Annotated in this window: 21 protein-coding genes, 2 tRNA genes and 1 pseudogene; all 24 read right to left on the reverse strand. The window is 38.7% G+C overall.

Annotation, left to right across the window (positions count from 1 at the left end):
• Window positions 1-79: 79 nt before the first annotated feature.
• The 24 genes and pseudogenes from sufB to SK629_RS06695 all read right to left on the reverse strand — a co-directional run bounded on the left by sufB (window position 80) and on the right by SK629_RS06695 (window position 24,234).
• Window positions 80-1,492, reverse strand: a complete 1,413-nt coding sequence (gene sufB, locus SK629_RS06585) for a Fe-S cluster assembly protein SufB (protein WP_042901122.1) — start codon at window positions 1,490-1,492, stop codon at window positions 80-82.
• Window positions 1,493-1,549: 57 nt separating this feature from the next.
• Window positions 1,550-1,990: a Fe-S cluster assembly sulfur transfer protein SufU gene (gene sufU, locus SK629_RS06590; protein WP_042901123.1), complete on the reverse strand. Its 441-nt coding sequence runs from the start codon at window positions 1,988-1,990 to the stop codon at window positions 1,550-1,552.
• Window positions 1,977-3,203: a cysteine desulfurase gene (locus SK629_RS06595; RefSeq protein ID WP_042901124.1), complete on the reverse strand. Its 1,227-nt coding sequence runs from the start codon at window positions 3,201-3,203 to the stop codon at window positions 1,977-1,979. Before SK629_RS06595 ends, sufU begins: the two co-directional genes overlap by 14 nt.
• A gap of 10 nt (window positions 3,204-3,213) precedes the next feature.
• Complete coding sequence (gene sufD, locus SK629_RS06600) at window positions 3,214-4,476, reverse strand: Fe-S cluster assembly protein SufD (protein WP_042901125.1); 1,263 nt, start codon at window positions 4,474-4,476, stop codon at window positions 3,214-3,216.
• 27 nt (window positions 4,477-4,503) lie between these two features.
• Window positions 4,504-5,274 carry a Fe-S cluster assembly ATPase SufC gene (sufC, locus tag SK629_RS06605; protein ID WP_000114489.1) on the reverse strand — a complete coding sequence of 257 codons (771 nt, stop codon included), beginning with the start codon at window positions 5,272-5,274 and terminating at the stop codon, window positions 4,504-4,506.
• A gap of 263 nt (window positions 5,275-5,537) precedes the next feature.
• A complete protein-coding gene (locus SK629_RS06610; RefSeq protein WP_001081602.1) occupies window positions 5,538-5,732 on the reverse strand; it encodes a DUF3272 domain-containing protein in 195 nt (64 codons plus the stop codon).
• Between the two features lie 27 nt (window positions 5,733-5,759).
• The gene (dnaX, locus tag SK629_RS06615; RefSeq protein ID WP_042901126.1) at window positions 5,760-7,415 is read right to left on the reverse strand and encodes a DNA polymerase III subunit gamma/tau; all 1,656 of its coding nucleotides are present in this window, start codon (window positions 7,413-7,415) and stop codon (window positions 5,760-5,762) included.
• Window positions 7,415-7,912, reverse strand: a complete 498-nt coding sequence (locus tag SK629_RS06620; RefSeq protein ID WP_042901127.1) for a GAF domain-containing protein — start codon at window positions 7,910-7,912, stop codon at window positions 7,415-7,417. Before SK629_RS06620 ends, dnaX begins: the two co-directional genes overlap by 1 nt.
• An 85-nt stretch (window positions 7,913-7,997) precedes the next feature.
• A complete protein-coding gene (gene rpsA, locus SK629_RS06625; RefSeq protein ID WP_042901128.1) occupies window positions 7,998-9,200 on the reverse strand; it encodes a 30S ribosomal protein S1 in 1,203 nt (400 codons plus the stop codon).
• A 161-nt stretch (window positions 9,201-9,361) separates the two neighbouring features.
• Window positions 9,362-9,433: transfer RNA gene (locus SK629_RS06630), tRNA-Gln, on the reverse strand.
• 9 nt (window positions 9,434-9,442) lie between these two features.
• Window positions 9,443-9,523: transfer RNA gene (locus tag SK629_RS06635), tRNA-Tyr, on the reverse strand.
• Window positions 9,524-9,572: 49 nt separating this feature from the next.
• A complete protein-coding gene (locus SK629_RS06640) occupies window positions 9,573-9,803 on the reverse strand; it encodes a DUF2969 domain-containing protein (RefSeq protein ID WP_000037113.1) in 231 nt (76 codons plus the stop codon).
• A 98-nt stretch (window positions 9,804-9,901) separates the two neighbouring features.
• A complete protein-coding gene (locus SK629_RS06645; protein WP_042901129.1) occupies window positions 9,902-11,869 on the reverse strand; it encodes a peptide ABC transporter substrate-binding protein in 1,968 nt (655 codons plus the stop codon).
• A 22-nt stretch (window positions 11,870-11,891) separates the two neighbouring features.
• Entirely contained in the window at window positions 11,892-12,914 is a 1,023-nt protein-coding gene (locus tag SK629_RS06650; RefSeq protein ID WP_042901130.1) for a branched-chain amino acid aminotransferase, read from the reverse strand.
• A gap of 141 nt (window positions 12,915-13,055) precedes the next feature.
• Entirely contained in the window at window positions 13,056-15,065 is a 2,010-nt protein-coding gene (locus SK629_RS06655) for a thiol-activated cytolysin family protein (protein WP_080710235.1), read from the reverse strand.
• Window positions 15,066-15,407: 342 nt separating this feature from the next.
• Window positions 15,408-17,876, reverse strand: a complete 2,469-nt coding sequence (gene parC / locus SK629_RS06660) for a DNA topoisomerase IV subunit A (RefSeq protein WP_080710236.1) — start codon at window positions 17,874-17,876, stop codon at window positions 15,408-15,410.
• Between the two features lie 370 nt (window positions 17,877-18,246).
• The gene (locus SK629_RS06665) at window positions 18,247-18,807 is read right to left on the reverse strand and encodes a GTP pyrophosphokinase (protein WP_042901132.1); all 561 of its coding nucleotides are present in this window, start codon (window positions 18,805-18,807) and stop codon (window positions 18,247-18,249) included.
• 29 nt (window positions 18,808-18,836) lie between these two features.
• Window positions 18,837-19,664: an aminoglycoside 6-adenylyltransferase gene (locus tag SK629_RS06670; protein ID WP_042901133.1), complete on the reverse strand. Its 828-nt coding sequence runs from the start codon at window positions 19,662-19,664 to the stop codon at window positions 18,837-18,839.
• A gap of 16 nt (window positions 19,665-19,680) precedes the next feature.
• Entirely contained in the window at window positions 19,681-19,803 is a 123-nt protein-coding gene (locus SK629_RS12840; RefSeq protein WP_265182586.1) for a hypothetical protein, read from the reverse strand.
• A gap of 8 nt (window positions 19,804-19,811) precedes the next feature.
• The gene (locus SK629_RS06675) at window positions 19,812-20,150 is read right to left on the reverse strand and encodes a hypothetical protein (RefSeq protein ID WP_042901134.1); all 339 of its coding nucleotides are present in this window, start codon (window positions 20,148-20,150) and stop codon (window positions 19,812-19,814) included.
• Between the two features lies 1 nt (window position 20,151).
• The gene (locus tag SK629_RS06680; protein ID WP_042901135.1) at window positions 20,152-20,697 is read right to left on the reverse strand and encodes a hypothetical protein; all 546 of its coding nucleotides are present in this window, start codon (window positions 20,695-20,697) and stop codon (window positions 20,152-20,154) included.
• A gap of 62 nt (window positions 20,698-20,759) precedes the next feature.
• Window positions 20,760-21,509 (reverse strand): annotated as a pseudogene (locus SK629_RS12480) (DUF6261 family protein).
• 278 nt (window positions 21,510-21,787) lie between these two features.
• Entirely contained in the window at window positions 21,788-23,086 is a 1,299-nt protein-coding gene (locus SK629_RS06690; protein WP_042901136.1) for a DNA cytosine methyltransferase, read from the reverse strand.
• Window positions 23,083-24,234 (reverse strand): hypothetical protein, encoded by a 1,152-nt coding sequence (locus SK629_RS06695; protein ID WP_042901137.1) that lies wholly within the window; start codon window positions 24,232-24,234, stop codon window positions 23,083-23,085. Before SK629_RS06695 ends, SK629_RS06690 begins: the two co-directional genes overlap by 4 nt.
• Window positions 24,235-24,307: the final 73 nt, after the last annotated feature.

Here is a 24,307-nt window from a genome sequence, read left to right on the forward strand (position 1 = left end):
AATCGCGATTTAAACCGTGATTTTTTGTTACAAGTTCATCTTCAAAGTTCTTGATTTTGGGTAAATCTAAAATCAAATTTTACCCAACTGATCCTTCCATCTCATAGCTAATCAAACGATTAAGCTCAACTGCATATTCCATTGGAAGCTCTTTTGTAAATGGTTCTACAAATCCCATAACAATCATCTCAGTTGCCTCAGATTCTGACAATCCACGGCTCATGAGGTAATACAATTGTTCTTCTGAAATCTTAGATACTTTGGCTTCGTGTTCCAAAGCCACTTGCGAGTTGTGAATTTCATTAAATGGAATAGTATCTGATGCTGACAAGTCATCCATGATAATGGTATCACACTCGATGTGAGAGACAGATTTCTTAGAGTTTTTATTAAAGGTTACTTGTCCACGGTAGTCAACCTTACCTCCACCTTTAGCGATTGATTTAGACACGATAGACGAGCTTGTATGTGGAGCGTTGTGAATCATCTTAGCACCAGTGTCCTGGTGTTGCCCTGCATTAGCAAAGGCAATAGAAAGCATAGTACCACGCGCTCCTTCTCCATCAAGGTAAACAGATGGGTATTTCATAGTCGTTTTGGCACCCAAGTTCCCATCAATCCACTCAACAGTAGCATCCTTTTGAGCTTTAGCACGTTTGGTTACCAAGTTATAGACGTTATCAGACCAGTTTTGGATGGTTGTATAACGCATATAAGCACCATCCAAGGCAAAAATTTCTACGATGGCAGCATGCAAACTGTTACTTGAATAAGTTGGCGCTGTACATCCTTCTACGTAGTGGACACTTGCTCCCTCATCAACGATAATCAAGGTACGTTCAAACTGACCAGTATTCTCGTTGTTGATACGGAAGTAAGTTTGAAGTGGAATATCCACTTTGACCCCTTTTGGTACGTAGATAAAGGTTCCACCTGACCATACTGCTGAGTTAAGGGCAGCCAACTTATTATCTGTCGGCGGTACCAACTTAGCGAAGTATTGTTTAAACAAGTCTGGGTATTCCTTGAGGGCAGAATCCGTATCTGTAAATACAATCCCCAATTTTTGGAACTCTTCCTTCATATTGTGGTAAACCACCTCTGACTCGTACTGGGCAGAGGCACCAGCTAGATAAGCACGCTCAGCTTCTGGAATCCCGATACGTTCAAAGGTTTCTTTGATTTTTTCAGGAACATCATCCCAAGAACGGGCTGGCTTATCAGATGGTTTTTGGTAGTAGATCAAGTCATCAAAATCAATCTCTGACAAGTCTGCTCCCCAAGTTTGCATAGGCATTTTTTTGAAGGTTTCGTAAGACTTCAAACGGAATTCTAACATCCACTCAGGTTCTCCCTTTGCAGCTGATAGTTCACGAATGACATCTTCATTCAATCCTTTTCCTGTCGATAGGACAGGCTCTACATCGTCATGGAAACCAAATTTATATTCACCAAGGTCAATTGGTTTTGGTTCTACTCTTTCTTCAGCCATAATATCCTTTCTTTCATTCTTCATTTCTACTGATTCATAAGACAAAAGAAACTTGTCTTACTGATTTTCTTGATTTTCAATTGTTTTCTTCAGGGCATTCCAAGCTAGGGTTGCACACTTAATTCGTTGAGGGAATTTAGCAACACCTGACAAGAAGGCTGCATCTCCAAGACTATCTTGTCTGTCATCTTTTTGCCCTTGAACCATTTCAGAAAAAATAGTCGCAAGTTCTAAGATTTCTTGTTTGGTCTTTCCCAAAACTGCATCTGTCATCATACTAGCAGAGGCAGTTGAGATGGTACAGCCTGAGTTTAGAAAAGCGATATCCTCCAAACGATTCTCTGCATCAAACTTGACAGAGAGATTGATGACATCCCCACAGGTTGGATTGTTGAGACTGATTTGTTCAGCGTCTTCTAACTTTCCTTGGTGATGTGGATTTTTCGAATGGTCTGCTACCACTGCCATATAAAGGCTATCTAGTTTAGAAAGTGCCATTGAAAAACTCCTTTGTCTTTTGTAAGGCATCGACTAGTTTATCGCAATCTGCCTTGGTATTGTAGATATAAAAACTTGCGCGAGCTGTTGCTGGGACATCCAAATACTGAAGCAAGGGTTGCGCACAGTGGTGACCTGCTCGAACAGCCACTCCTTCATAATCCAAAGCAGTCGCAAGGTCGTGAGGATGAAGGTCGCCTAGGTTAAAAGCAATGACACCTGAACGTTGAGCCAAATCCTGCGAACCATAAATAGTCAATCCCTCAATCGCCTGCAGTTTTGGAAAGACGTATTCAATCAGTTCCTGTTCATGGGTTTCAATGGCAGCCATACCGATGTTTTCTAGATAATCCACTGCGGCAGCAAGTCCAATCGCACCTGCCATGTTAGGAGTTCCAGCCTCAAATTTCCAAGGCAATTCCTTCCAACTAGCAGATTGCTCATAGACGAAATCAATCATCTCACCACCAAATTCAACTGGTGACATTTGCTCCAGATACTTTTCTTTGCCATAAAGAACACCGATACCAGTCGGACCAGCCATCTTGTGACCTGAAAAGGCAAAGAAGTCCACATCCAAGTCCTGAACATCAATCTTCATATGAGGCGTAGATTGAGCACCATCCACCACCATGATGGCTCCAACTTGATGGGCCAATTGAGTGATTTCTTTGATTGGATTGACCACACCTAGGACATTTGAGACATGGGCTAGCGAAACAAACTTGACCTTGTCAGTCAATTTAGCTCGCAAATCCTCCATATCCAAGGATCCATCCTTGAGATAGAGATAGACAAGCTCCGCTCCAGTCTTGCGACAGGCTTCCTGCCATGGAATGATATTGGAATGGTGTTCCATGATAGAAATCAAGACCTGGTCTCCCTCAGTCAGAATTTCCTCAGCAAAGCGTGCCACCCAGTTAAGACTGGTTGTCGTTCCTCTGGTAAAGAGGACTTCCTTTGTAGAGCCTGCATTGATAAACTTACGAATGGTTTCACGGGCAGCTTCATAAGATGCTGTCGCCCTTTCAGCCAAGGTATGAACGCCACGATGAACATTGGCATTGTCGTTCTCATAGTAGCGGTTAATCGTCTCCAGAACTGCTAGTGGTTTTTGTGTTGTCGCAGCATTGTCCAGATAGACCAGAGGTTCATCGTTAACAATCTGGTCTAAAATCGGAAAATCCTTGCGAATCGCTTCTACATCTATCATAGGCTACCCCTTAGCGTTTTGACAATTTTTCTTCAATAGTTGCAATCATTTCATCACGAACTTCCTTGACTGGAATCTCAACGATAACAGAACCAAGGAAACCACGGACAACCAAGCGTTCTGCAGTTGCCTTGTCCAAGCCACGGCTCATGAGGTAATACATATCTTCTGGATCTACCTGACCGATAGAAGCCGCGTGTCCTGCAGTTACGTCATTTTCATCAATCAAAAGAATTGGATTGGCATCTGAACGCGCTTGGTCTGAAAGCATGAGAACTCGACTTTCTTGTTGCGCATCTGCTCCCTTGGCACCCTTGATAATGTGGCCAATACCATTGAAGGTTAAGGTTGCTTTTTCAAGAATAACCCCATGTTGAAGGATATTTCCGATTGAGTTACAACCATAGTTAGTCACTCGAGTATCAATCCCTTGTACCTGACGGCCACTTGAAAGAGCTACAACTTTGAGATCTGCATGGCTACCGTTACCAATCAAGTCACTATCAAAATCAGCAACGACATTCCCTTCGTTCATGACACCAATAGCCCAGTCAATGCTTGCATCGTTGCCTAATTTACCTCGACGGCTAATGTAGGCAGTGACGTTTTCACCTAGACGGTCAATAGCTGCAAACTTCACTTGAGCACCAGAACGTGCAATTACTTCGACTGTGATATTAGCAGTTGCTTTGGCATTTCCTTCACCGCGTGACTCTAGACGCTCCAGATAACTAATCTTAGAATTTTTACCAGCGATAATCATAATATGCTTGTTAAACGGCACATCACTATCACTGTCTTGATAGAAAATTCCTTCGATTGGTTCAGCAATTTCCACGTTATTAGGAATATAGAGAACAGCACCACTATTGAAATAAGCTGTATGGTAGGCTGCTAATTTATCATCATCGTACTTGACAGATGACATGAAGAATTCTTCGATCAGCTCTGGAATTTCTTCTAAAGCTGAGTGGAAGTCTGTGAAGACGACACCCTGTTGAGCCAACTCAACTGGAATTTGCTCAAAAACAGTCTGAGTCCCTACTTGAACCAACTTCAAGTGGTTATCTAGTGCAGTGAAATCTGGAACATTTGCTGATGGCTCACTTTCTGTAATCGTTCCATCGCCCAGATTCCAACGGTGGAATTTAACACGCTCAATAACTGGTAATTCTAGGCTCTCAATCTTATCAAAAGCTTTTTGACGGAGGTCAGCCAACCAGCTTGGTTCAGCGTGCATTTCTGAAAAAAGTTTAATATTTTCTTTAGTCATTTACTTCTCCTAAAAGATACGAGGGAATTACAATTCTTCCTTGTAGTCGTAGCCAAGTTCTTCAGCTAGTTTTGCGTATCCTTCACGCTCCAAACGCGCAGCCAATTCTGGACCACCAGAAAGGACAACACGCCCTTCCATCATCACGTGTACCACATCAGGTGTGATGTAGTTCAAAAGACGTTGGTAGTGAGTGATAATCATAGCACCAAAACCTTCACCACGCATGGCATTCACACCTTTAGATACAACTTTAAGGGCGTCAATATCAAGACCAGAGTCAATTTCGTCCAAAAGAGCGAAAGTTGGTTCCAACATCAAAAGCTGAAGAATTTCATTACGTTTTTTCTCACCACCAGAGAAGCCTTCGTTGAGATAACGCTCAGCCATTTCTTCTTTCATATTGAGCAATTCCATTTTCTCATCCAGTTTAGTAATGAACTCACGAACTGAAATCTTCTCATCATCTTCTTTACCAGCATTCATGGCTGCACGAAGAAACTCAGCATTGGTAATTCCAGGAATTTCAGACGGATATTGCATAGCAAGGAAAAGTCCCATACGCGCACGCTCGTCTACTTCCAACTCAAGGATATTTACACCGTCAAACAAGACTTCACCTTTGGTAACTTCATAGTTTGGATTTCCCATGATAGCGGCTGAAAGAGTTGATTTACCAGTACCATTTGGTCCCATGATAGCGGCAATTTCTCCTGTTTTAAGGGTCAGGTTAACCCCTTTTAAAATTTCTTTTCCTTCAATCTCAACGTGAAGATCTTTGATCTCTAATACTGACATGATAGTTCCTTTCTTTTTCAAGACCTTTACAGTGCTTACTAAAAACATACTAGTTGTCTCTAGAAAATACGGTAATACTCAATGAAAATCAAAGAACAAACTAGGAAGCTAGCCGCAGGCTGCTCAAAGTACCGCTTTGAGGTTGCAGATAAAGCTGACGTGGTTTGAAGAGATTTTCGAAGAGTATAAAAGGTCAATAAATATACTTTTATAGTATAACAAAAAAAGCCTAAATGGCTTTGATTTTGTCTAGAAGCTGAGGACTAGTCTTTTCCTTTCAAGTGCTGGTCAATGACATCTACTATTTTCCCCATCAAGTAACTGACTCGAAAATTTCTAAAGAGCAAAATGGCCCAAAAGGCTGCCATAATATAGCGACCAGTCATCCAGGCTTCATTAAAAAAATAGGTCTCAGCAGCTGTAAACAGTGCTATGATAATAAATTGTTGTCTATTCATAAACTTATTGTATCATGAAATCTTTCTTTAGTCTTCCTCTACCTTCACTTTATCTGCCAAAAATTCAAATCCTTCCGGAATCAGACTTTCTTCGGATTCTTTTTCAGCTTGAGAAGATTTAGCTTTGGCTGAAAAGGCTGCGCGAACTTCTTTCCATTCTTCCATAGAAATAGCTAAAATCTCAGGTGAAAAACCTGCTGCTTGACTGAGGATATTTCCAAACATGGTGTTAAGATTGTCCCGTTTCATGGTTTGACCAGCATTGAAGTTAGACTCAAAAGCAAGAATAGCATGGTGTTCATTGGCCGCAACCGGTTGAGAGCCAACTAGTAGAGCCTTATCAGGGCCTCCTAGACTTTCAATCACCTCTCCCCAGGCATTCTGCAGACGAATCAGGTTTTGACGTGCTAAATCAGGATTTTCAACGGCCTCTTGTAGGATAGATTGAACTTTATTGCGATCCACACGATAGACTGTCTTGCCCGCTGCTGGGCGACTAGGTGCTGGACTAGTTGGCTTGGGTATAGTTCCTACATTTGCTAGTTCTTGCTTAAGACGCGCAACTTCCTGTCTCAATGCAGAAATTTCACTTTCAACCGCCCCTGAAAGAGCTGCTTCAGGCTTAATCTCTGCCAAACGGATAGTCATCATCTCAGCATAAATCTTGGGCTGTAAACTAGACTTTATATCTGTTAAACTGACTGTCGCTAAGCGAATCATTTCAAACAAATTTTCCTGGGGAAGTGCCAAATTCTCTACAAAGACTGGACTATGATGAGTGTTTTCTCCCCCTGTTTGAACAATTAACAAATCTCTTAAATAGTGCAAAAGGTCAGTCACAAAACGAGTCATGCTCTTACCATTGTCAAAAAGAAGATTCAAGCAAGACAAAGCCTTGGGAACATCCTGTTGAGATAAGGCAAACACATAATTATCCAAGGCTGATAGACTAATGGTGCCAGTAATTTCTTCAGAGATGGCAGTCGTCAGCTCATTTCCCTGTGTCAAACTCAGGGCTTGGTCCAAAATAGACAAGGCGTCTCGCATCCCACCTTCAGCCCGTCTAGCAATGATTTCCACAGCCTCTGGTTCAGAACTGATATTTTCTTTGTCTAAGATATAGTGGATATGTTCCTTAATATCCTGTGTTTTAATTGATTTAAATTCAAAACGTTGCACACGGGATAGAATAGTGGCAGGAATCTTGTGCAATTCAGTAGTGGCCAAAATAAAGACCACATTCTGTGTTGGCTCTTCCAGCGTCTTTAGGAGGGCATTAAAAGCCCCTGTAGACAGCATGTGAACCTCATCTATGATATAAACCTTATAACGGGCAAGGCTAGGGGCGTAGGTAGATTTATCACGAATTTCACGAATTTCATCGACCCCATTATTAGAAGCCGCATCCATTTCAATGACATCTTCTAAACTACCATCCGTCACTGCTTGACAAATATAGCAGTTATTACAAGGTTCCCCACCCACTTGATTTGGACAGTTCATAGCTTTGGCAAAAATCTTAGCTACACTGGTTTTTCCCGTTCCACGAGGACCAGAAAAAAGATAAGCATGACTTATTTTCTCTTGCTCCACTGCTTGTTTAAGAGTCTTAGCCACAACCTCTTGACCAACCAACTGGGAGAAGTTTTGACTTCTATATTTTCGATAAAGTGCTTGATACATTAGGCTTTCTCCCCAAACATTGTAAAGTCCCATTCTGTCTTTTCAAGCAAAATAGCGACAAATTGTTCCAAATAATCTCGATCCATAGCATCATAATCATCAATCTCTGAAGAATCCAAATCCAGAACTCCAAGTAATTGACCATTCTTTATCATAGGCACAACAATTTCACTTTTGGCCCGACTATCACAAGAAATATAGTTGGGATAGGTCGTCACATCTCCAACAAGAACAGTTTCCTGAAAGTGAGCTGCCTCACCACAAACACCCTTTCCTAGTGCAATACGGATGCAGGAAACACCGCCTTGGAAGGGACCTAAAATCAATTCCTTTCCATCAAACAAATAAAAGCCTGCAAATACAGTATTGGAAAAGCGTGATTTTAAAAGAGCACTGGCGTTGGAAAGATTAGCCAAAACATTGGTTTCACCTTCCAATAAAAAAGAGAGTTCTTCATTTAACATTTGATAACGTGATTGTTTTTCTGATTCTAACATAGAACTATTATATCAAAAAAGGCTTACAGACAAAAGAAAAATCCCTTGTTTAGAAAACAAAGGATTTTATAAATTTTCAATTTGATTAAAGTTCGATATCACCGAACAAGTCAGCCATTGAGAATCCTGTTTGTGTTTCTGGAAGTTCGAAATCACGTTTTTCTTGACGTTTTGGACGACGTGGACGTGGAGCACGTTTTTCTTCTTTTTGTCCTTCTTCTTGAGCTGGACGCTCTTCAAGAGCTTTGATAGAAAGTGATACGCGCTCTGCATCTGCGTTAACTTCAAGAACTTTAACTTTAACCTCTTGACCAACTTTAAGAGCTTCTTTTGGATTTTCAATACGTTTGTGTGAAATTTGTGATACGTGAACAAGTCCATCGATACCTGGCAATACTTCAACAAATGCACCGAAGTCAGTCAAACGTTTAACTGTTCCTTCTACTACATCACCTTTAGCCAATTTTTGCTCAACGCCATCCCATGGTCCAGGTGTTGTTGCTTTAAGTGAAAGTGACACGCGTCCTTCTTCTTCGTTAAGATCAAGGATTTTCACTTCAATTTCTTCACCAACAGTTACAACTGATTTTGGTGAAACGTTACGTTCGTGTGACAATTCAGTCAAGTGAACCAATCCGTCAACACCACCAAGATCGATGAAAGCACCGAAGCTTGTGATACGTGCAACTTTACCAGTTACTACATCACCAACAGCCAATTTGCCGAATACTTCAGCGCGAGCTGCTGCTGTAGCTGCTTCAACAACTTCACGACGTGAAAGGATGAAGCGGTTTTCTTTAGCGTCAACTTCTTTGATTTTAGCGTCAAATTCTTGACCTACAAAACGCTCAGTGTTACGTACGAAACGAGTATCCAACATTGAAGCTGGGATGAATCCACGAACACCTTCAAATTCTACTGAAAGTCCACCTTTAACGGCACGAGTTCCTTTAACAGTAACAACTTCTTCTTCGCGACCAACAAGTTTGTCCCATGCTTTGCGAGCTTCAAGGCGTTTTTTAGATACAAGGTATGTAACTGTATCAGTATCTTTACCAACTACTTGACGAAGTACAAGAACATCCAATACTTCTCCTAATTTAACAAAGTCATTGATATCTGCATCGCGATCGTTTGTCAATTCGCGAAGAGTCAAGACACCTTCAACACCAGTTCCAGAGATTGCAACGTTAGCTTGAGTCGCATCAACTGTCAATACTTCAGCACTAACAACATCACCAGTCTCAACTTGGCTAACGCTATTTAGCAAATCTTCAAATTCGTTCATCTAAAAAATCCTCCAACAATCAAGTTTTTCTTAAACTTGACATACTTATAATTTTTTTCCTAAGCACCCGCAAGGACATGTTTATATCGTTCACGTCTTTCAATTATAAAAATAAAATACCCTAAGATATTTTGCTTTTTATCTTGATCATTACCTAAGAACTGGGGTAGCTGGATTCGAACCAACGCATGAGGGAGTCAAAGTCCCTTGCCTTACCGCTTGGCTATACCCCATTGATGAAATGGAGAGAGAGGGATTCGAACCCCCGAACCCGAAGGAGCGGATTTACAGTCCGCCGCGTTTAGCCTCTTCGCTATCTCTCCTACAATTAACATGGACTATTATATCATGAAAATTTCAAAAAAACAAGACTTATTTTGCTAAATTATAATTTTCAATCAAAATTTCCACAGCTTTTTCCAATTTTTTATAAAAACTATCGACATTCCCATTCTTTATAATAGCAAACTGTCCATCTAATTCGGCAATTTCTCCGATAACTTTTTTACCAATGGTCAAGGTATAACCTTCAAAACTGTCTTTTCCTACATTAACTTTGGCATCTGCTACTTGAATTTCGATTTTCTTATCTTTCTTACTCATTTCATACCTCTCTTCACTTTTTCTATTTTACAAGAAAATCCAAAAACTAGCAAGAAAAAACTCTATATCATTCCGTGTCTGATATAGAGTTTTCTGCTTTATTTAATGTGTTTTTCTAGTTCTTTTTGGTACTTACCGTTTGATTCCAATTTTTCTTTTTGCCATTTTTTCAGTGCTTCTTCATATTCTTTGGTCGTAACAATATCTTTTTGCAATTTCATTCCTTTAAAGATATATGGGTCACCTTTAATACCAACTTGTGAGTATGGTTTTGAGAATGGCACAACATTACTTACAACTGGAGAACCACCAGATGAGGCTGTTGGCATCAATAATGAACTATCTGTCAACCAAGCTTGAGCCTTGGCATATTTTTCATAGCGCTCTTCAAGATTCGTAGTTTCTGAATCGGCATCATCTAATAATTTCTTATACTGATCCAAACCAATCTTAGCTACAACATCCTTATCTTTTCCTTTAGTGATACCAAGGTGTTTCATAGCAGAACCTGATTTAGGATCCATGATAGTTAAATAAGATGCTGGGTCTTGATAGCTTGGAGCCCATCCTGTACTGTTCAAATCATAGTCTTTTTGAGAAGGAACACGCGCTTGAGAAGTGATTGTTTCCTTTTCATTATCTGTCATTTGAAGAACGTCGATAACAACATTTTCAGCACCAAGAGTTGATTCGATTGACTGTTTGAAAGAGTTGCTTTGTTGAACGGCGATGGTATCTGTCTGTTCAACTGGGACATCCAAGTGAATTGGGAAGGTTACCCCTTTAGATTCCAAATCTTTCTTAGCTTTTTCAAAGGCAGCCTTAGCCTTGTCAGGATTGTAGATAGAATCCTTACCATCAACTAGCTCAACACCTTTCCATTGGTCACCGTAGTTCACCAACTCTGCTTGAGCGATTTGACCAAAGTTCTTACCACCTGCTTGCACGAAGTTATCTGGAACTAAACTGTTACGAATAATCTTGTCCGCACCGTCTTCACCATTTAGCTGGGCAGCGTAAGAATGGCGGTTGAAGGCAAAGTTGATAGCCTGACGGAAGTCCTTATTAAGCATCGCTTCTTTTGTAGAAGTCTTTTGTTCTTCACTTGTTTTCGCAGTTTTATTGTATGACTGACGATTTACGTTAAAGGTGAAGTAATAGCTACTTGAGTCCTGTGGGCTATAAGTGATTTTATCTCCGTATTGCTCTAAAGTTGAAGCAAAGTTTGAGCTACTTGGGAAGAGACGGGCTGTTGTGTAGGAACCAGAAGAGAAGCTTCGAATCAAGGATTCCTGATCTGAACCATCGTAGTAAGTCAATTTAATCTTCTCAATTTTTACCTTTTCTTTATCCCAGTAGTTTGGATTTTTCTCGTATTCGATCAACGATTTAGAAGTCAATGTCTTCAAGAAATAAGGACCATTGTAGAGAATTCCCGCTGGAGTAACTGCTCCATAATCTTTACCTGACGCCTTCAGAAACTCTTCATTTACAGGTAACATCGTTGCTGTTGTAACTTTAGAATTCCAAAAACTTTCTGGTTTATTTAGGGTATATTCGACTGTGTAATCGTCCAAGGCCCTGACACCAACTGTAGAGAAATCATTTGTTTCACCAGTCATGTAGGCATCTAATCCCTTGATTGAATTCTGGATGAGAGAGACACCGTCTGACTTGCCATCAGCTACGTGTTTTAGTCCTGTCACAAAGTCATGGGCTGTTACTTCTGCATATTCTTCACCCTCAGAAGTGTACCATTTCACTCCTTTACGAAGTTTATAAGTATAAGTCAAACCATCTTTTGACACAGACCAATCTTCAGCCAAGGAAGGAATAACATTTCCGTATTGGTCGTTTTCCATCAAGCCATCGATAACATTTCCAATAACGTCTGTCGTCGATGTCCGAGTCGCTATACTGTAGTCCAAAGATGCTGGATCCACTGCATAGACATAAGAAAATGTTGTCGGTGCATCTGCTTCTTTATCAGCTTTTCCACAAGCTACTAAAAAAGCTGTTGTGCTCAGGACTACTCCTGCTGTTAAGAGCCACTTTTTCGATTTCATCAAAAATCTCCTTTTGTTTATTTTAATCTACTTTTACAATCCAACCTTCTGGCGCTTCAATATCACCAAACTGAATACCTGTCAATTCATCATAGAGTTTACGAGTCACAGGGCCAACTTCTGTTTCACTATAGAACACATGAAAATCATCACCGTGCTGAATTCCACCAATTGGCGAAATAACTGCTGCTGTACCACAGGCACCTGCCTCTACAAAACGGTCAAGGTTATCAATTGGGACATCTCCCTCAATAGGAGTTAAGCCCAAGCGATGTTCTGCCAAATAAAGCAAGGAATACTTGGTAATAGATGGCAAGATAGATGGACTCAATGGTGTTACAAATTCATTATCAGCTGTAATTCCAAAGAAGTTAGCTGAACCGACTTCTTCAATCTTTGTATGAGTTGATGGGTCTAGATAGATAACATCTGAAAAATGACGTGACTTGGCCAATTTCCCTGGCAAGAGACTGGCAGCATAGTTCCCACCAACCTTAGCCGCACCTGTACCATTTGGCGCTGCACGGTCGTATTCATCCTGAATCAAGAAGTTGGTTGGAACCAAACCACCCTTAAAGTAATTTCCAACTGGCATAGCAAAGATAGTAAAAATATACTCCTCTGCTGGTTTTACCCCGATGATATCTCCAACACCAATCAAAAGTGGACGAAGATAAAGGGTTCCACCTGTTCCATATGGTGGTACGTATTCTTCATTGGCGCGGACAACTGCCTTACAAGCTTCTACAAACATGTCTGTCGGAACTTGTGGCATCAAGAGACGGTCACAAGTACGTTGCAAGCGTTTAGCATTTTCATCAGGACGGAAAAGTTGAATACCACCATCCTTAGTACGATAGGCTTTTAAACCTTCGAACGCTTGTTGTCCATAGTGAAGACTTGGAGAAGACTCTGAAATATGCAAAGTTGCATCCTCTGTAAGCTCTCCTTGATCCCATTGTCCATTTTTAAAATGAGCAATATAGCGATAAGGTAATTTCATATAGGAGAAACCAAGGTTTTCCCAATCAATCGTTACTGTCATATTCCACTCCTTATTCTAAAAACTTATTTCTTTTATTCTACACTATTTTTCTAAAATAGCAAGTATATTTTGTAATTTTCAGAAAATTTCTTCAATAAAAAGAACCAGCTCTAAGAACTGATTCCTTTTACAAGTTAAAAATTAGTTATTTTCAACTTTTTCCTCGTATTTTGGTCTGATTGTTGTACCTGAGTTAACAATGGTACGTTTTTGAACAAGAGGAAGGTCTGTGCGATTATAAACTGTACGCCATGGTTCCCAAACAAGACCTGTTTTTTCTTGAATCTTCACACGTATATTGCGCACATTTCCTCTAAATTGAATTTCAGTTTGGAAACCAGCTGTTCTACTTTTACCATTATCTTCCCATTGACGTGAGCGGATACTTTCGATACCATCCTTGTCATAAGTTACTTCATCCCAGTAAACATAGTAACGAGCGATATAGGCTCCCTTATGATGTAAATTGAGGAAACCATTTTTGTATGAAGTGACTTTCGTTTCAATGTAGTCTGTATTGCTTTGAATTGTGGCCACTTGATTATCTTTCAAGAATGCAGTCTTATAAGAAATTGGAACAGCAGGGTTTTGTGTACTGAAAGTAGCTCCTTCTTGAATCAAACTCTTCAAATCTTCTACTGTACCTGTCACAACACGTCCAGCTCTATCAGCATTTCCACCTACGATTGAAACTGTTACCTTGGTATCCTTCAAGACACGCGCCCATTCAGATTCGGCTTTAATCGGTACTCCCTTAATTACAGCATCGATAGCTGCTTTCAATTCTGTACTCTTGCTTGTTGTTTCAAATTTGACATACATTTGACGTCCGTATGAAACACTTGACACGTATACAGGAGGTGTTTTTTCATCAATTCCACGTGCTTTCAATTGATCAACCGTTACTCCTGGAGCAAATACATCTGATGGATTTTTTGGAGCATCAAAGTTAGCAGTATAGTAAATTTGTTTAAAATCGACGACCTCAATTTGTTTCTCACCCTTGTTCACAGCCTCAAAGTCAAATTTTAAGTTCGCTCCTACTTTTTCAAAATCACTTCCAAATTTTGCTTTCAATTGATTCATACTATAAGCAGAAGTTGATTCGTATTGCATACGTGCTGGAGTAGCGTTTTTCGCAGCATACTTTTCATGCCAACGATTTAACAAGGTATTCACACCTTCCTGCATACCACTTACAGTTGGATTAGCATCTACATAGCTATCTCCGCCTACCATTCCTGGTAAGTCAACACTAATCCTACCTTTGCTACGATCTAAACTAATTTGTTGTGGTTTATTTTCTAGAAGGTCTTGATTTACTTTAAACAAAGCACCTAGGTAAATATCCCCATTGCTATTAATGGCAACATCAGAAGAACCATTGGAAAGACTCTTCTTCACTTTCTCTACAACCACAAACTCATTTCCTTGTTGCTTTGTGCTTGTATTCGTGTAATTTTCTATCGCCTCACCCCGTCTAGTTAAAATATCTGTTTTATCATAATTCAAATCAAACAAATAGTGATTGAGTTCAGCAGTAAAATCTGTTTTTGATCTATTTTCTGATTTATTGCTTGTTACACTCTTTTCTTTTACAGAGCGATACACTTCGACTTCTGCCAAACTAAGAGGTGTTTTGGGGTTATTTAGTTCAATTTTAACATATTGCGCATGAACTCCAGAAAATTGAACATCAATTGTTGGTTGATTGTTTAAGCTATCGATATGTTGACGAGTTACTTCATTTCCAGCTTTATCCAACAAAATAACATCAAAATTAGATAAACGCTTTGCTACATCCCCATCTCCACGATTGTAGATACGAACAGTTCCTACTGATTCTTCTTTCTCTAAATCAACTTTCCACCAAGAATGATCTTGAAAATCTGTATGGGTAACGGAACGGTGGCTCCATGCGTTATCACGATTGCCATCAACTGCTCTAGAAGCATCTCCGCCATAGGCAATTGAACTTTGACTTGCAGGTTTGTGAGCAGCAATGTTTTCACCAGAAACTGTAGCTACACTTGGCTCTGTAGCTTTTACTACATTTGATTGAAAAATTAGTCCAGAACCTAGTAAAAATGTTGCAATGACAACGCCACATACTCCAATACTACGCTTACTAATCCCTTTATTTTTAATCATACAAAACTCCTTTAATATATTTGAGCTAATTATTTCTTAAGCGCGCTTTCTTTAAACGACAAGATTATATCATAAAAATATTATAGACGCAATCGTTTACTTTAAAAAAGCTAGTATTTTTTATTAGGTCAACTTATATAGCTGCTAATACATTAACATATAAATATTCAAAAACCGAGTGGTCTATACCAATAAAAACAAGAAAACGACCAGGCTTACGTCCCTATCAGTTGGGACGTAGCACTGTTCGTTTTTGTATATATAATCAAATTCAACTTTTAAATCTATAGCTTAAGAAATTTCTTACTGAAAAGCTTTTCATTGTTTTTATCATTTCTTAGATTAAAATTCTGTATAAGCTTCCTGAAGATAAGCGTCAAAAACTTCTTCATCTGAAATCGTGTCAGAGATGAAGCTACCGTTGCTAGTTCGTTCTGACAAATTCAAGTCTTGCAATCGGCTTTCATAGACAGTTCCTTTGTTGGATTGGACAAGCAGAATTTGATCATTTTCTTCTACTTCCGTACTAAAGAGGTCACCAACGAAGTCTTGCTCGGCAACTGCTCCTGCCAAGAAAATTCGATGTGGTTTGTTTTTCAACTCACGCAAGACTTGTAGCCCTCGTTTGGCACGGCTGGTTGCTGGAATTTCCTCAATAGAAACACGTTTCAAGCTACCACGCTGAGTCAAGAGGTAGAAGGATGAGGTGTTGCAGATAAAGGCCGATTGGAGTACATCATCTTCTTTCAGATTCATAGCCTTGACCCCTGCCGCCTTGGCACCCACAACTGGAACCTCTTCGATATTGAAACGAAGGGCATAACCGTTTTGACTAATCAAGAGAACATCATCTAGTTTAATTGGAGCCACTGCTACAATCTGGTCTGTCTCGTCTTTGAGCTTAGCATACTTGACAGACTTAGATTTATAGGTCCGCCATGGAGTGAATTCTTTTCGTTCTACGCGTTTGATTTGACCGAGACGAGTTGCAGTAAAGTAGGTTGTGGCATCATCAAACTGATCCACCACTTCCACATAAAGGATTTCTTCGTTGGTTTCAAAGTTTGTAATGGTCTGGCTCAGATGCTCTCCGATGTCCTTCCAGCGAATATCTGCCAATTCATGGATTGGTCTGTAGATGACATTTCCAAGACTTGTGAACATCAAAAGATGCTGTGTTGTCTTGGCAGATTGAACAAAAATCAAACGATCGTCGTCACGTTTGCCAATTTCTTCCAGCGTTGAAGCAGCAAAGGAACGTGGACTGGTACGCTTGATGTAACCTGCCTTGGTCACGCTGACATAGGTATCTTCCTCAGCGATAAGACTAGCTGTATCAATCTCGATTGCTTTCGCAGTGTCTTCTAGAGAACTCAAACGTGGAGTCGCAAATTTCTTCTTGACCTCACGAAGTTCTTTCTTCATAAGATTGTACATAGTCCGTTCATCACCAATAATCGCCGCAAGCATGGCAATCTTTTCACGAAGTTCTGCTTCTTCCTCCTGCAAGACAACCACGTCTGTATTAGTCAAACGGTAAAGCTGTAAGGTCACGATGGCCTCAGCCTGCTCCTCTGTAAATTCATAGCTGACCTTGAGGTTTTCCTTGGCGTCAGCCTTATTCTCAGAAGCACGGATAAGGGCAATGACTTCATCCAAAATCGAAATCACTCGAATCAAACCTTCGACGATATGGAGACGTTTCTCAGCCTTTTCCTTGTCAAAGCGGGAACGAGCCAGAATCACTTCACGACGGTGGGCGATGTAGCTAGACAAAATTGGGACAATCCCGACCTGACGAGGTGTGAAATTGTCAATCGCCACCATGTTAAAGTTGTAATTGATTTGTAGGTCAGTATATTTGAATAGATAGTTGAGAACAAGCTCGGTATTTGCGTCTTTCTTGAGCTCAATAGCGATACGAAGACCGTCACGGTCAGATTCATCACGAACCTCAGCGATACCTGCCACCTTGTTATTGACACGAACTTCATCGATTTTCTTGACTAAGTTAGCCTTATTAATCTCATAGGGAATCTCAGTAATAACGATTTGTTCCTTACCACCTTTTAGCTTTTCAATCTCAGTCTTGGAACGAACAACCACGCGCCCTTTCCCAGTTTCATAGGCTTTCTTGATTTCATCACGGCCCTGAATAATTCCTCCTGTCGGAAAATCTGGTCCAGGTAAGAATTCCATCAGCTTGTCAACCTTGGCTGTTGGGTGGTCAATCATGTAAACCGCAGCATCAATGACCTCAGCCAAATTATGGGGAGGAATATCTGTGGCATATCCAGCTGAAATACCAGTAGATCCATTGACCAAGAGGTTTGGAAAGGCTGCTGGCAAAACAGTCGGTTCTTTCTCCGTATCGTCAAAGTTCCATGCAAAAGGAACGGTCTTTTTCTCGATATCCTGAAGAAGAAAGCCTGCAATCTCAGACAAACGCGCCTCAGTATAACGCATAGCCGCAGGCGGATCTCCGTCCATAGAACCGTTATTACCGTGCATTTCGACTAGAATCTCACGATTTTTCCAATCCTGAGACATACGAACCATGGCATCATAGATAGAAGAATCCCCGTGTGGATGGAAATTCCCCATGATGTTCCCGACTGACTTGGCCGACTTACGGTAGCTCTTGTCAAAGGTATTGCCATCCTTATTCATCGAATAAAGAATACGACGCTGAACCGGCTTCAATCCATCCCGAATGTCTGGCAAGGCCCGGTCTTGAATAATATACTTGGAGTAGCGACCAAAGCGCTCTCCCATGATGTCCTCCAGGGACATATTTTGAATGTTAGACATAAGATATAAAGCCCGTAAAATACCAAGTGTAAAGATAAATTCTTGAAGTAAGCTCTCAAGAGAATTTATTTTTTTTACACAGTATCTAGAGCATGTTCAACTCCTTTCAAAGAATGTAGAGTGTGTAATGATAAAAGAATGTAGAAAGGATTAGTCCCGTGTTCAGTTACTATAACTAATCAAACGACCCTTTCTGTAGTTTAATGTGTTTAAAATTTGTTTCTTCAGCGAGTAATAAGGAATTTCACATAGCATTTAGGGCGTGTTCAACTCCTTTCGAAGAATGGAAAGTAAATATTATGGAAAAAGAAAAAATATAGAATAAGTGAGCTTCATCCAATGCCTATACCGTCATTTCCACTTGAAATGTCTACTCCACAAATCCTCGTTTATACTTAATATGACTGGCGATATTGCTATCTACATCTTTCTTATCCCAAAGTTGAAGTTCCCATGGGTAGTAAAAATTACTCTTATTTTTAAAATAGATATGAATACCAACATAGCCATCTTTATCACGTAAATACCAGTTTTTTAGTCCGTACAACTCTTGCCAATCATCTAATTTATCCATGACTTGAGCTATCTCTTTGGAACTTAAAATCATACGAGCACCAAAAATATCATTAAGAATGGAATTCACAGGATAGCCCTCTTGACGCTCTGAAAAACGTGTAATTTTATCTAAAATAGACTCAGAAGTCTTGACACGATAAACATAGGCAATATCTTGAACATCTGCTTTCATCAGATAGTCATTAATTGACTCATGTAAATTCAGACGGTAGGACAAAATCGCTTTCGTCGGAACTTTTGAAAAGGTATGCTTGAGATTGATTTTTTCCACCTTACCCGTTTCAAAATAATCTTTAGAATATTCTAGATGAATACGATTAATCTCTGTAATGAGGCGTTCCACTTTTTCAATCATGAGTCTTCTCCTCTCGCTTTTTCATTTTTCTAGTTATTACCAAACTTCTTCACTCTTTCCTCAGCATACTCAATCATCTTCTCAGCCACTTCCTTATCGTAGCCAAAGCCCATTTTTTGAGCAAGGGATTGAGCTTCTTGGTGGAAAAGTTGCATTGTAGCATACAAAGACTGAGTGATTTTCTCTTTACTTGAAAAATCAAGCTGATTTGAGAATTCTTTCTTTTTCTCAGCAGGTAAATAGTTAAATAGATATTTATAGTTCTTGCCAACATCAACAGCCCCATTATCACTTGCTACCTGCCAAGCTAAGATTTTCAGGAGTTCTTGTTGACAAATGCCATAGAGATGGTCGGTCGCATAGATGACTTGATTACGACAAATGCCTTTGACTACATAAGCCGACACCCACCAAAATTCATTGCAGACTTTTTCAAAATCTATCTCGCTAGCTGGACTTATCCAGTAACGCTCTATATTTGGGGAATAGGGTTCAAATAAATGCTCTGGATCTTCTAAAACAGTGAATCCGGCCTCACTGTCTATCCACTCTTGAATGTAGTCTTTGGGGCAGAGGGTCAAATCAATGCGATTGCCATCTTCAAAGAGCATAAGAAATAAACGGCGATGTCCCAACCTAATCTCTTGCTCGATAATGCGTTTGCCAAACTGGTCTAGACAAGAAAGGTCACTTGTCAGATTATCAAAATCATCCACAATATAGACCACGTCGTAATCCTGAAACTCATCTTTTGGTGCTTTTGTATCAGTTCGTGAACCAGACATGGCGATAGCGTCGACTTGTAGCACTTTTGCAGTTTGCAAAATTAAATCTAGCATTTCGGGTTCAGTTCTCATAGGAATACCTGCCTTTTTAGTGAAAACTCTCGATTCTGTAGAGGGTATGTCTATAAAGCGGACTATCAGCTGGAACTTTTTCGTTATCAAATTCTTTGAAAAATCCCATGACTAGTTTTTTCATGACTTTGACAGACATCTTTGTTTTTATTTCTTCTTTTTAAACAGATTATTAATAATAAGAAAAACTACTAACAAAACAGCTAATACATTTGTTTGATGTTTAATTTCCTTCAACCCTAGCCAGCCTTGATCACTTGCAAAATTAACCCCTACAATTACATATAAGAAAATCAAATACATGCTAAATATATTAGTCAATAGCCATCCTCCAATTTTCTTGCAGCATGATTCATCTGCCGAGCTAAATGAATCGGGATTAGGCGTATCAAGCTTTACATATTTATCCAAATAATCTTGAGCAGAAAATTTATTTATCTTATCTTCACCATTTTTATTAATTTTAACATCTAGTTCAAGTTTCATTTCATGCACTTCCCATCATCTTTTTATTGATTTTTTCAATCAGATCGTATTCTTCATCGTCATTCTCTAAGGTCCTACTTATTGCCTTTGCTTTATCATACGTTTCACGAATAAATTCTGGTTGTTTTGAAGCTTTGTAATGAATCTTCAAGAATTTCAACGAAGATACCATAGAAGCATTGTATTCCCAATGGTTCTTCAACAGACACCTGATAAATACTCTAATGATTTCCTGTTCTTGATACAAAAGACTTGTTTCATGATGTTCAAAATACTTTAACGAAATATAATCACAATAGTAAATCATGATATTAGATATCCAAGCAAAAGTGTATTCTTGGACTTCCCTAGTTAGTTCATAGCGTAGAGCTGTCCTTAACACCTGAACTTCTTTAAGCGTAATTTCTTTAGCAGAAGCTGCATCAAAAAGCTTTGAGCGCCAGCCTGAAATGCTATCTAAAGAACTTCTATAATTGGTATATAAGGTAAAGATTGACACAATTGCACCTAACAGAGCCGCAAATAATCCAATCACTAATTCATTCATCTTTATATCCTATATTCACTTTCTAAGATTTATTTTGACTGACATAAATTAAACAGAACAACCTACTTAGCTTCTTCTGGTTGTGTTGGGGCAATTTTTTTGCTTGGTTTGCGTTTTTTATAGCGACTACGGATAGCGTTGAGACGGTCACGGAGATCGGCATAGTGCTTCTTATCTGGATAAGCATAGGCGTTGATTGCAGTAAAGTCCACAAGGAAGTCATAGATTTCTTGTAGTTTCGCACGGACTTCTTTGTTTTGACTAGGTGCCTTGCCTTTTTGCTCAGCCAAGCGCTCCTTATAGGCTTTTTCAAACTGAGCCTGCGCCTTTGTCAAGGTTTCCACATGAGTTGTCAAATGCAGGGTTGAAAGAGCAGTTTGGTAGTCAGTATCTTTTAGCTCCTTGAGCAAATGGTTAATAGCTTCTGTCTCTTTTTCGTAGCTCATACTCGTTAGCCCAGCATAATTTTTGAAAAGTTTGCTGAGTTTGTCGTAAGCTTCCTTGCTACTTGCCTCTTTCACACGAGAGAAGGCCTCGACCAAACCAGTCAAGGTAGAAAGCGCATCATCACGCTCACAATCAGACGCTTCCAGACTAGCCACCGTTTGACTGGACTTGGAACGGTGCAAACCAGCTTGCAAGGTCTCAAGAAGTTTCTCCATATCCCCAAGCTTCGTTTCGTAAACCTGCTAAGACTTATTGGCTTTTGTAAAAGCCAATAAGTCGTTCTTGCTCTCAGATAGAAGTTAGAAGAATTCGTTATCATCAAGAGATTTTATTTGTAAACCTGTCACACCATACATCTGTTTCATATACTACCTTCTTTCGTTTTTAAATATATGCTGTTATTATTAAAATGATTATTTTTAGGAATATTATCCCTAGTAAAATTTAATACTTTCCTTTTTAAGGAAAATGAGAAATATGCTGCATAAAACTTATCCATTTTAGGAATAAGCTCACTTTATTAAAAAAGAATTTGTCCTTTTTAGGGCAAAGTTATCTGATGATTAGAATAGTCTATCCAAAAAAAAGATGGGTTTTGTATATCTATTCATTTCAAAAGTATATTTATCAACTAAATATTACGTCAATCATTATTTGAAAGCGATGAATAATATTGATCTAATAACTTTACACATTCTTGAGCAATTGCTTGTGCTAATTGTGGAGGAACTGCATTACCTACATGTTCACAACGCTTGCTATGTGTTCCAAAAAATTTATATTTGAGAGGAAATCCTGTAATGGTAGCTGCTTCCCTTACAGTTATACTTCTATGTTCCTTAGGATGAACTGGAAAATTACTGTGCCCAGGGACCAATGTTGGACTCGGAGAATTACCATCTAATCTCATAGTAGAACCTCTTGAATAGAATTTACTGATTTTCAAATCAGCAGGGAGTTCATCAATATGATTAGCTATACTATCTCCTTCAGGGATATATTTAAAACGTTCAATCGTTCTTGGGCTATGATTCATTGGATGATTATCAGCATCTTCATGATCACTATAATCAATCATTGCCAATGCATCATTAACAGTTTTAACACGTGGAAGTTTTAAATATTTTTTTGATAAATAAGGCTTAAAAACAGATTCACTCATATACTTAGGTTCCGGAAACGAAAAATCTATTTCAATATCATTACGAACAGCCACAATGATAACTCGTTCACGCTTTGTTGAAGAACCATACCAAGAAGCATTTAAAATAGAAGTATAAACTTTATAACCTAAACGATCATAAATCCTTCTAATATCCTCCATTACTGATATATAATTCTCAGATTTTTCAATACGAGAAAGTAGAGATTTTTTCTTATTTCTAAGTTTTTTTCCTTCTTCCTCGAATTCTGGAGTAACTTGTTGAATTTTACGAAGTGCTGCTTTACGTCCCTTGTAATTTTCAAGTTCTGTCCAAAGTTTCATTATTTCTTCTTTTAATTCATCTTCATCATCTTGTCCAATATAAATTTTTGCATTCAAAATTCCTGGAACATTTTCTACAATCGAAATCTTTGGTAAAAATTCCTCTACCAGTTCTAATTGTTTATGGTAAAGATAATTACGTTCGTCAATAGGATTACGTTCACCTGCTAGACTGAAACTCTTGCAGACAACACCGCCAAAAAAAACATCTATTTCTCCCTGTTCTACTTCTAAACGTTGACGTAATGCAACAGGATTTAAGTCTGTAATAGAAGTGTTGTCCACAACAGCTTTTTCTTCCACTAAGTTAGGATTATTGTAAACTAGTGTTTTCAAACAGTCATCAACGAAATCATTAACATAGATTGTTCTAAAATTTTCCCACATGAAACCTAAATGAGAACCACCAGCACCAACAAAAGTCTCAAAAATAGTATAACCAGTATTTGCTGTCATTTTAATATTTCCCTCATTAAGTCTTTCTTAATCTTTATATATTCATCAACATAGTTTTGAGCCACTGAAAATTCCTCAATTCTCTCACATCTACTCTTACTCGTTAAATCTTTTGGAATAAAATTAATTGTTCTTTTCGCACTTCGAGGCTCGAACGAGATACATCCAATATCGTCTCTCATAATATTCAACCAACTTGAAATATAACGACTATCGCTATCTGTCAAAAAGAGAACATCTTTGCCATTATATTTGTCACGTATTTTCTCAGCAATTTCAGTATTTCTAAGTGAAACAATACCGCCTTCATTAGCATTTTCTTCTAAAACTGTCATCAATTCATCAATAAATGGAGCAATATAGTCCTCATAAATAGAATTGATAAATTCGGACACTGATACATTCGACAGCGTTCCTGCTGCTTGGGTTAATTTATTATTTCTTCCAATTAATCCATAACTTGATAGCGAAATAAATGCATTTCTCCAATTTCTGTTATTAATAACAGGAATATTCCTCAAATAGCTTCGTTCTATTTCATCTCTGTTTAAGCAACCTTTAAATTCATGTAGCAATTTCAAAAACTGTAAAAGAATATAATGTTCAAAAATTCTTGTATCTCGTACATAGTACTGACAAATTGTGGTCAAATCATTTTCTAATGCTTCTGAAAGTTTCTTTAGTTCATTCTTATCAATCAGACGAACACGATTATTATTTTCGTGCACTTCCAAGATAGATGAATTTTCAGGGTATCTGAAACGCCCTATATTCAAGTTTGTATTCCTAATAAATGAAGAAGGGATAACTAGTACATTATTATTACAATCAGAAGAATAAGATATATTTGCAAATCTACGTGGACTAATTTTCTCATCCTGAAAGTACTCATACTGGAAAAGTTGTCCTACTCCACGAACATATTCAGTTACTCCAATATCTGCCCTCTTACATTCTAAAATAGCCTTCATCTCATCTTTACTGCTATCATAGATTATAAAATCAGAGGTGATACCATTTATAAATTCTATTTCACGCTCAAATTGACTGGAATTTGGAAAATTAAATAACACTTTAATATTTTCTTGGATATCACAGCTATCAAAAATTCGTTTTTGAAATTCTTTTTCTTGAATGGTTTCTGACATAGTTGTTAGTTCTCTTTCAAATAAATAGTAAAGCAGTTTTTTTAAAACTAATATTCACTAACAGATAGAAGTA

The organism is Streptococcus mitis (genome assembly GCF_000722695.1).
Lineage (GTDB): Bacteria > Bacillota > Bacilli > Lactobacillales > Streptococcaceae > Streptococcus > Streptococcus mitis_O.

What these genes read in the sequence shown, in the direction of transcription:
- sufB (WP_042901122.1), bottom strand. Translation starts at nt 1,492, where the DNA reads ATGGCTGAAGAAAGAGTAGAACCAAAACCAATTGACCTTGGTGAATAT.
- sufU (WP_042901123.1), bottom strand. Translation starts at nt 1,990, where the DNA reads ATGGCACTTTCTAAACTAGATAGCCTTTATATGGCAGTGGTAGCAGAC.
- SK629_RS06595 (WP_042901124.1), bottom strand. Translation starts at nt 3,203, where the DNA reads ATGATAGATGTAGAAGCGATTCGCAAGGATTTTCCGATTTTAGACCAG.
- sufD (WP_042901125.1), bottom strand. Translation starts at nt 4,476, where the DNA reads ATGACTAAAGAAAATATTAAACTTTTTTCAGAAATGCACGCTGAACCA.
- sufC (WP_000114489.1), bottom strand. Translation starts at nt 5,274, where the DNA reads ATGTCAGTATTAGAGATCAAAGATCTTCACGTTGAGATTGAAGGAAAA.
- SK629_RS06610 (WP_001081602.1), bottom strand. Translation starts at nt 5,732, where the DNA reads ATGAATAGACAACAATTTATTATCATAGCACTGTTTACAGCTGCTGAG.
- dnaX (WP_042901126.1), bottom strand. Translation starts at nt 7,415, where the DNA reads ATGTATCAAGCACTTTATCGAAAATATAGAAGTCAAAACTTCTCCCAG.
- SK629_RS06620 (WP_042901127.1), bottom strand. Translation starts at nt 7,912, where the DNA reads ATGTTAGAATCAGAAAAACAATCACGTTATCAAATGTTAAATGAAGAA.
- rpsA (WP_042901128.1), bottom strand. Translation starts at nt 9,200, where the DNA reads ATGAACGAATTTGAAGATTTGCTAAATAGCGTTAGCCAAGTTGAGACT.
- SK629_RS06640 (WP_000037113.1), bottom strand. Translation starts at nt 9,803, where the DNA reads ATGAGTAAGAAAGATAAGAAAATCGAAATTCAAGTAGCAGATGCCAAA.
- SK629_RS06645 (WP_042901129.1), bottom strand. Translation starts at nt 11,869, where the DNA reads ATGAAATCGAAAAAGTGGCTCTTAACAGCAGGAGTAGTCCTGAGCACA.
- SK629_RS06650 (WP_042901130.1), bottom strand. Translation starts at nt 12,914, where the DNA reads ATGACAGTAACGATTGATTGGGAAAACCTTGGTTTCTCCTATATGAAA.
- SK629_RS06655 (WP_080710235.1), bottom strand. Translation starts at nt 15,065, where the DNA reads ATGATTAAAAATAAAGGGATTAGTAAGCGTAGTATTGGAGTATGTGGC.
- parC (WP_080710236.1), bottom strand. Translation starts at nt 17,876, where the DNA reads ATGTCTAACATTCAAAATATGTCCCTGGAGGACATCATGGGAGAGCGC.
- SK629_RS06665 (WP_042901132.1), bottom strand. Translation starts at nt 18,807, where the DNA reads ATGATTGAAAAAGTGGAACGCCTCATTACAGAGATTAATCGTATTCAT.
- SK629_RS06670 (WP_042901133.1), bottom strand. Translation starts at nt 19,664, where the DNA reads ATGAGAACTGAACCCGAAATGCTAGATTTAATTTTGCAAACTGCAAAA.
- SK629_RS12840 (WP_265182586.1), bottom strand. Translation starts at nt 19,803, where the DNA reads ATGTCTGTCAAAGTCATGAAAAAACTAGTCATGGGATTTTTCAAAGAA.
- SK629_RS06675 (WP_042901134.1), bottom strand. Translation starts at nt 20,150, where the DNA reads ATGAAACTTGAACTAGATGTTAAAATTAATAAAAATGGTGAAGATAAG.
- SK629_RS06680 (WP_042901135.1), bottom strand. Translation starts at nt 20,697, where the DNA reads ATGAATGAATTAGTGATTGGATTATTTGCGGCTCTGTTAGGTGCAATT.
- SK629_RS06690 (WP_042901136.1), bottom strand. Translation starts at nt 23,086, where the DNA reads ATGACAGCAAATACTGGTTATACTATTTTTGAGACTTTTGTTGGTGCT.
- SK629_RS06695 (WP_042901137.1), bottom strand. Translation starts at nt 24,234, where the DNA reads ATGTCAGAAACCATTCAAGAAAAAGAATTTCAAAAACGAATTTTTGAT.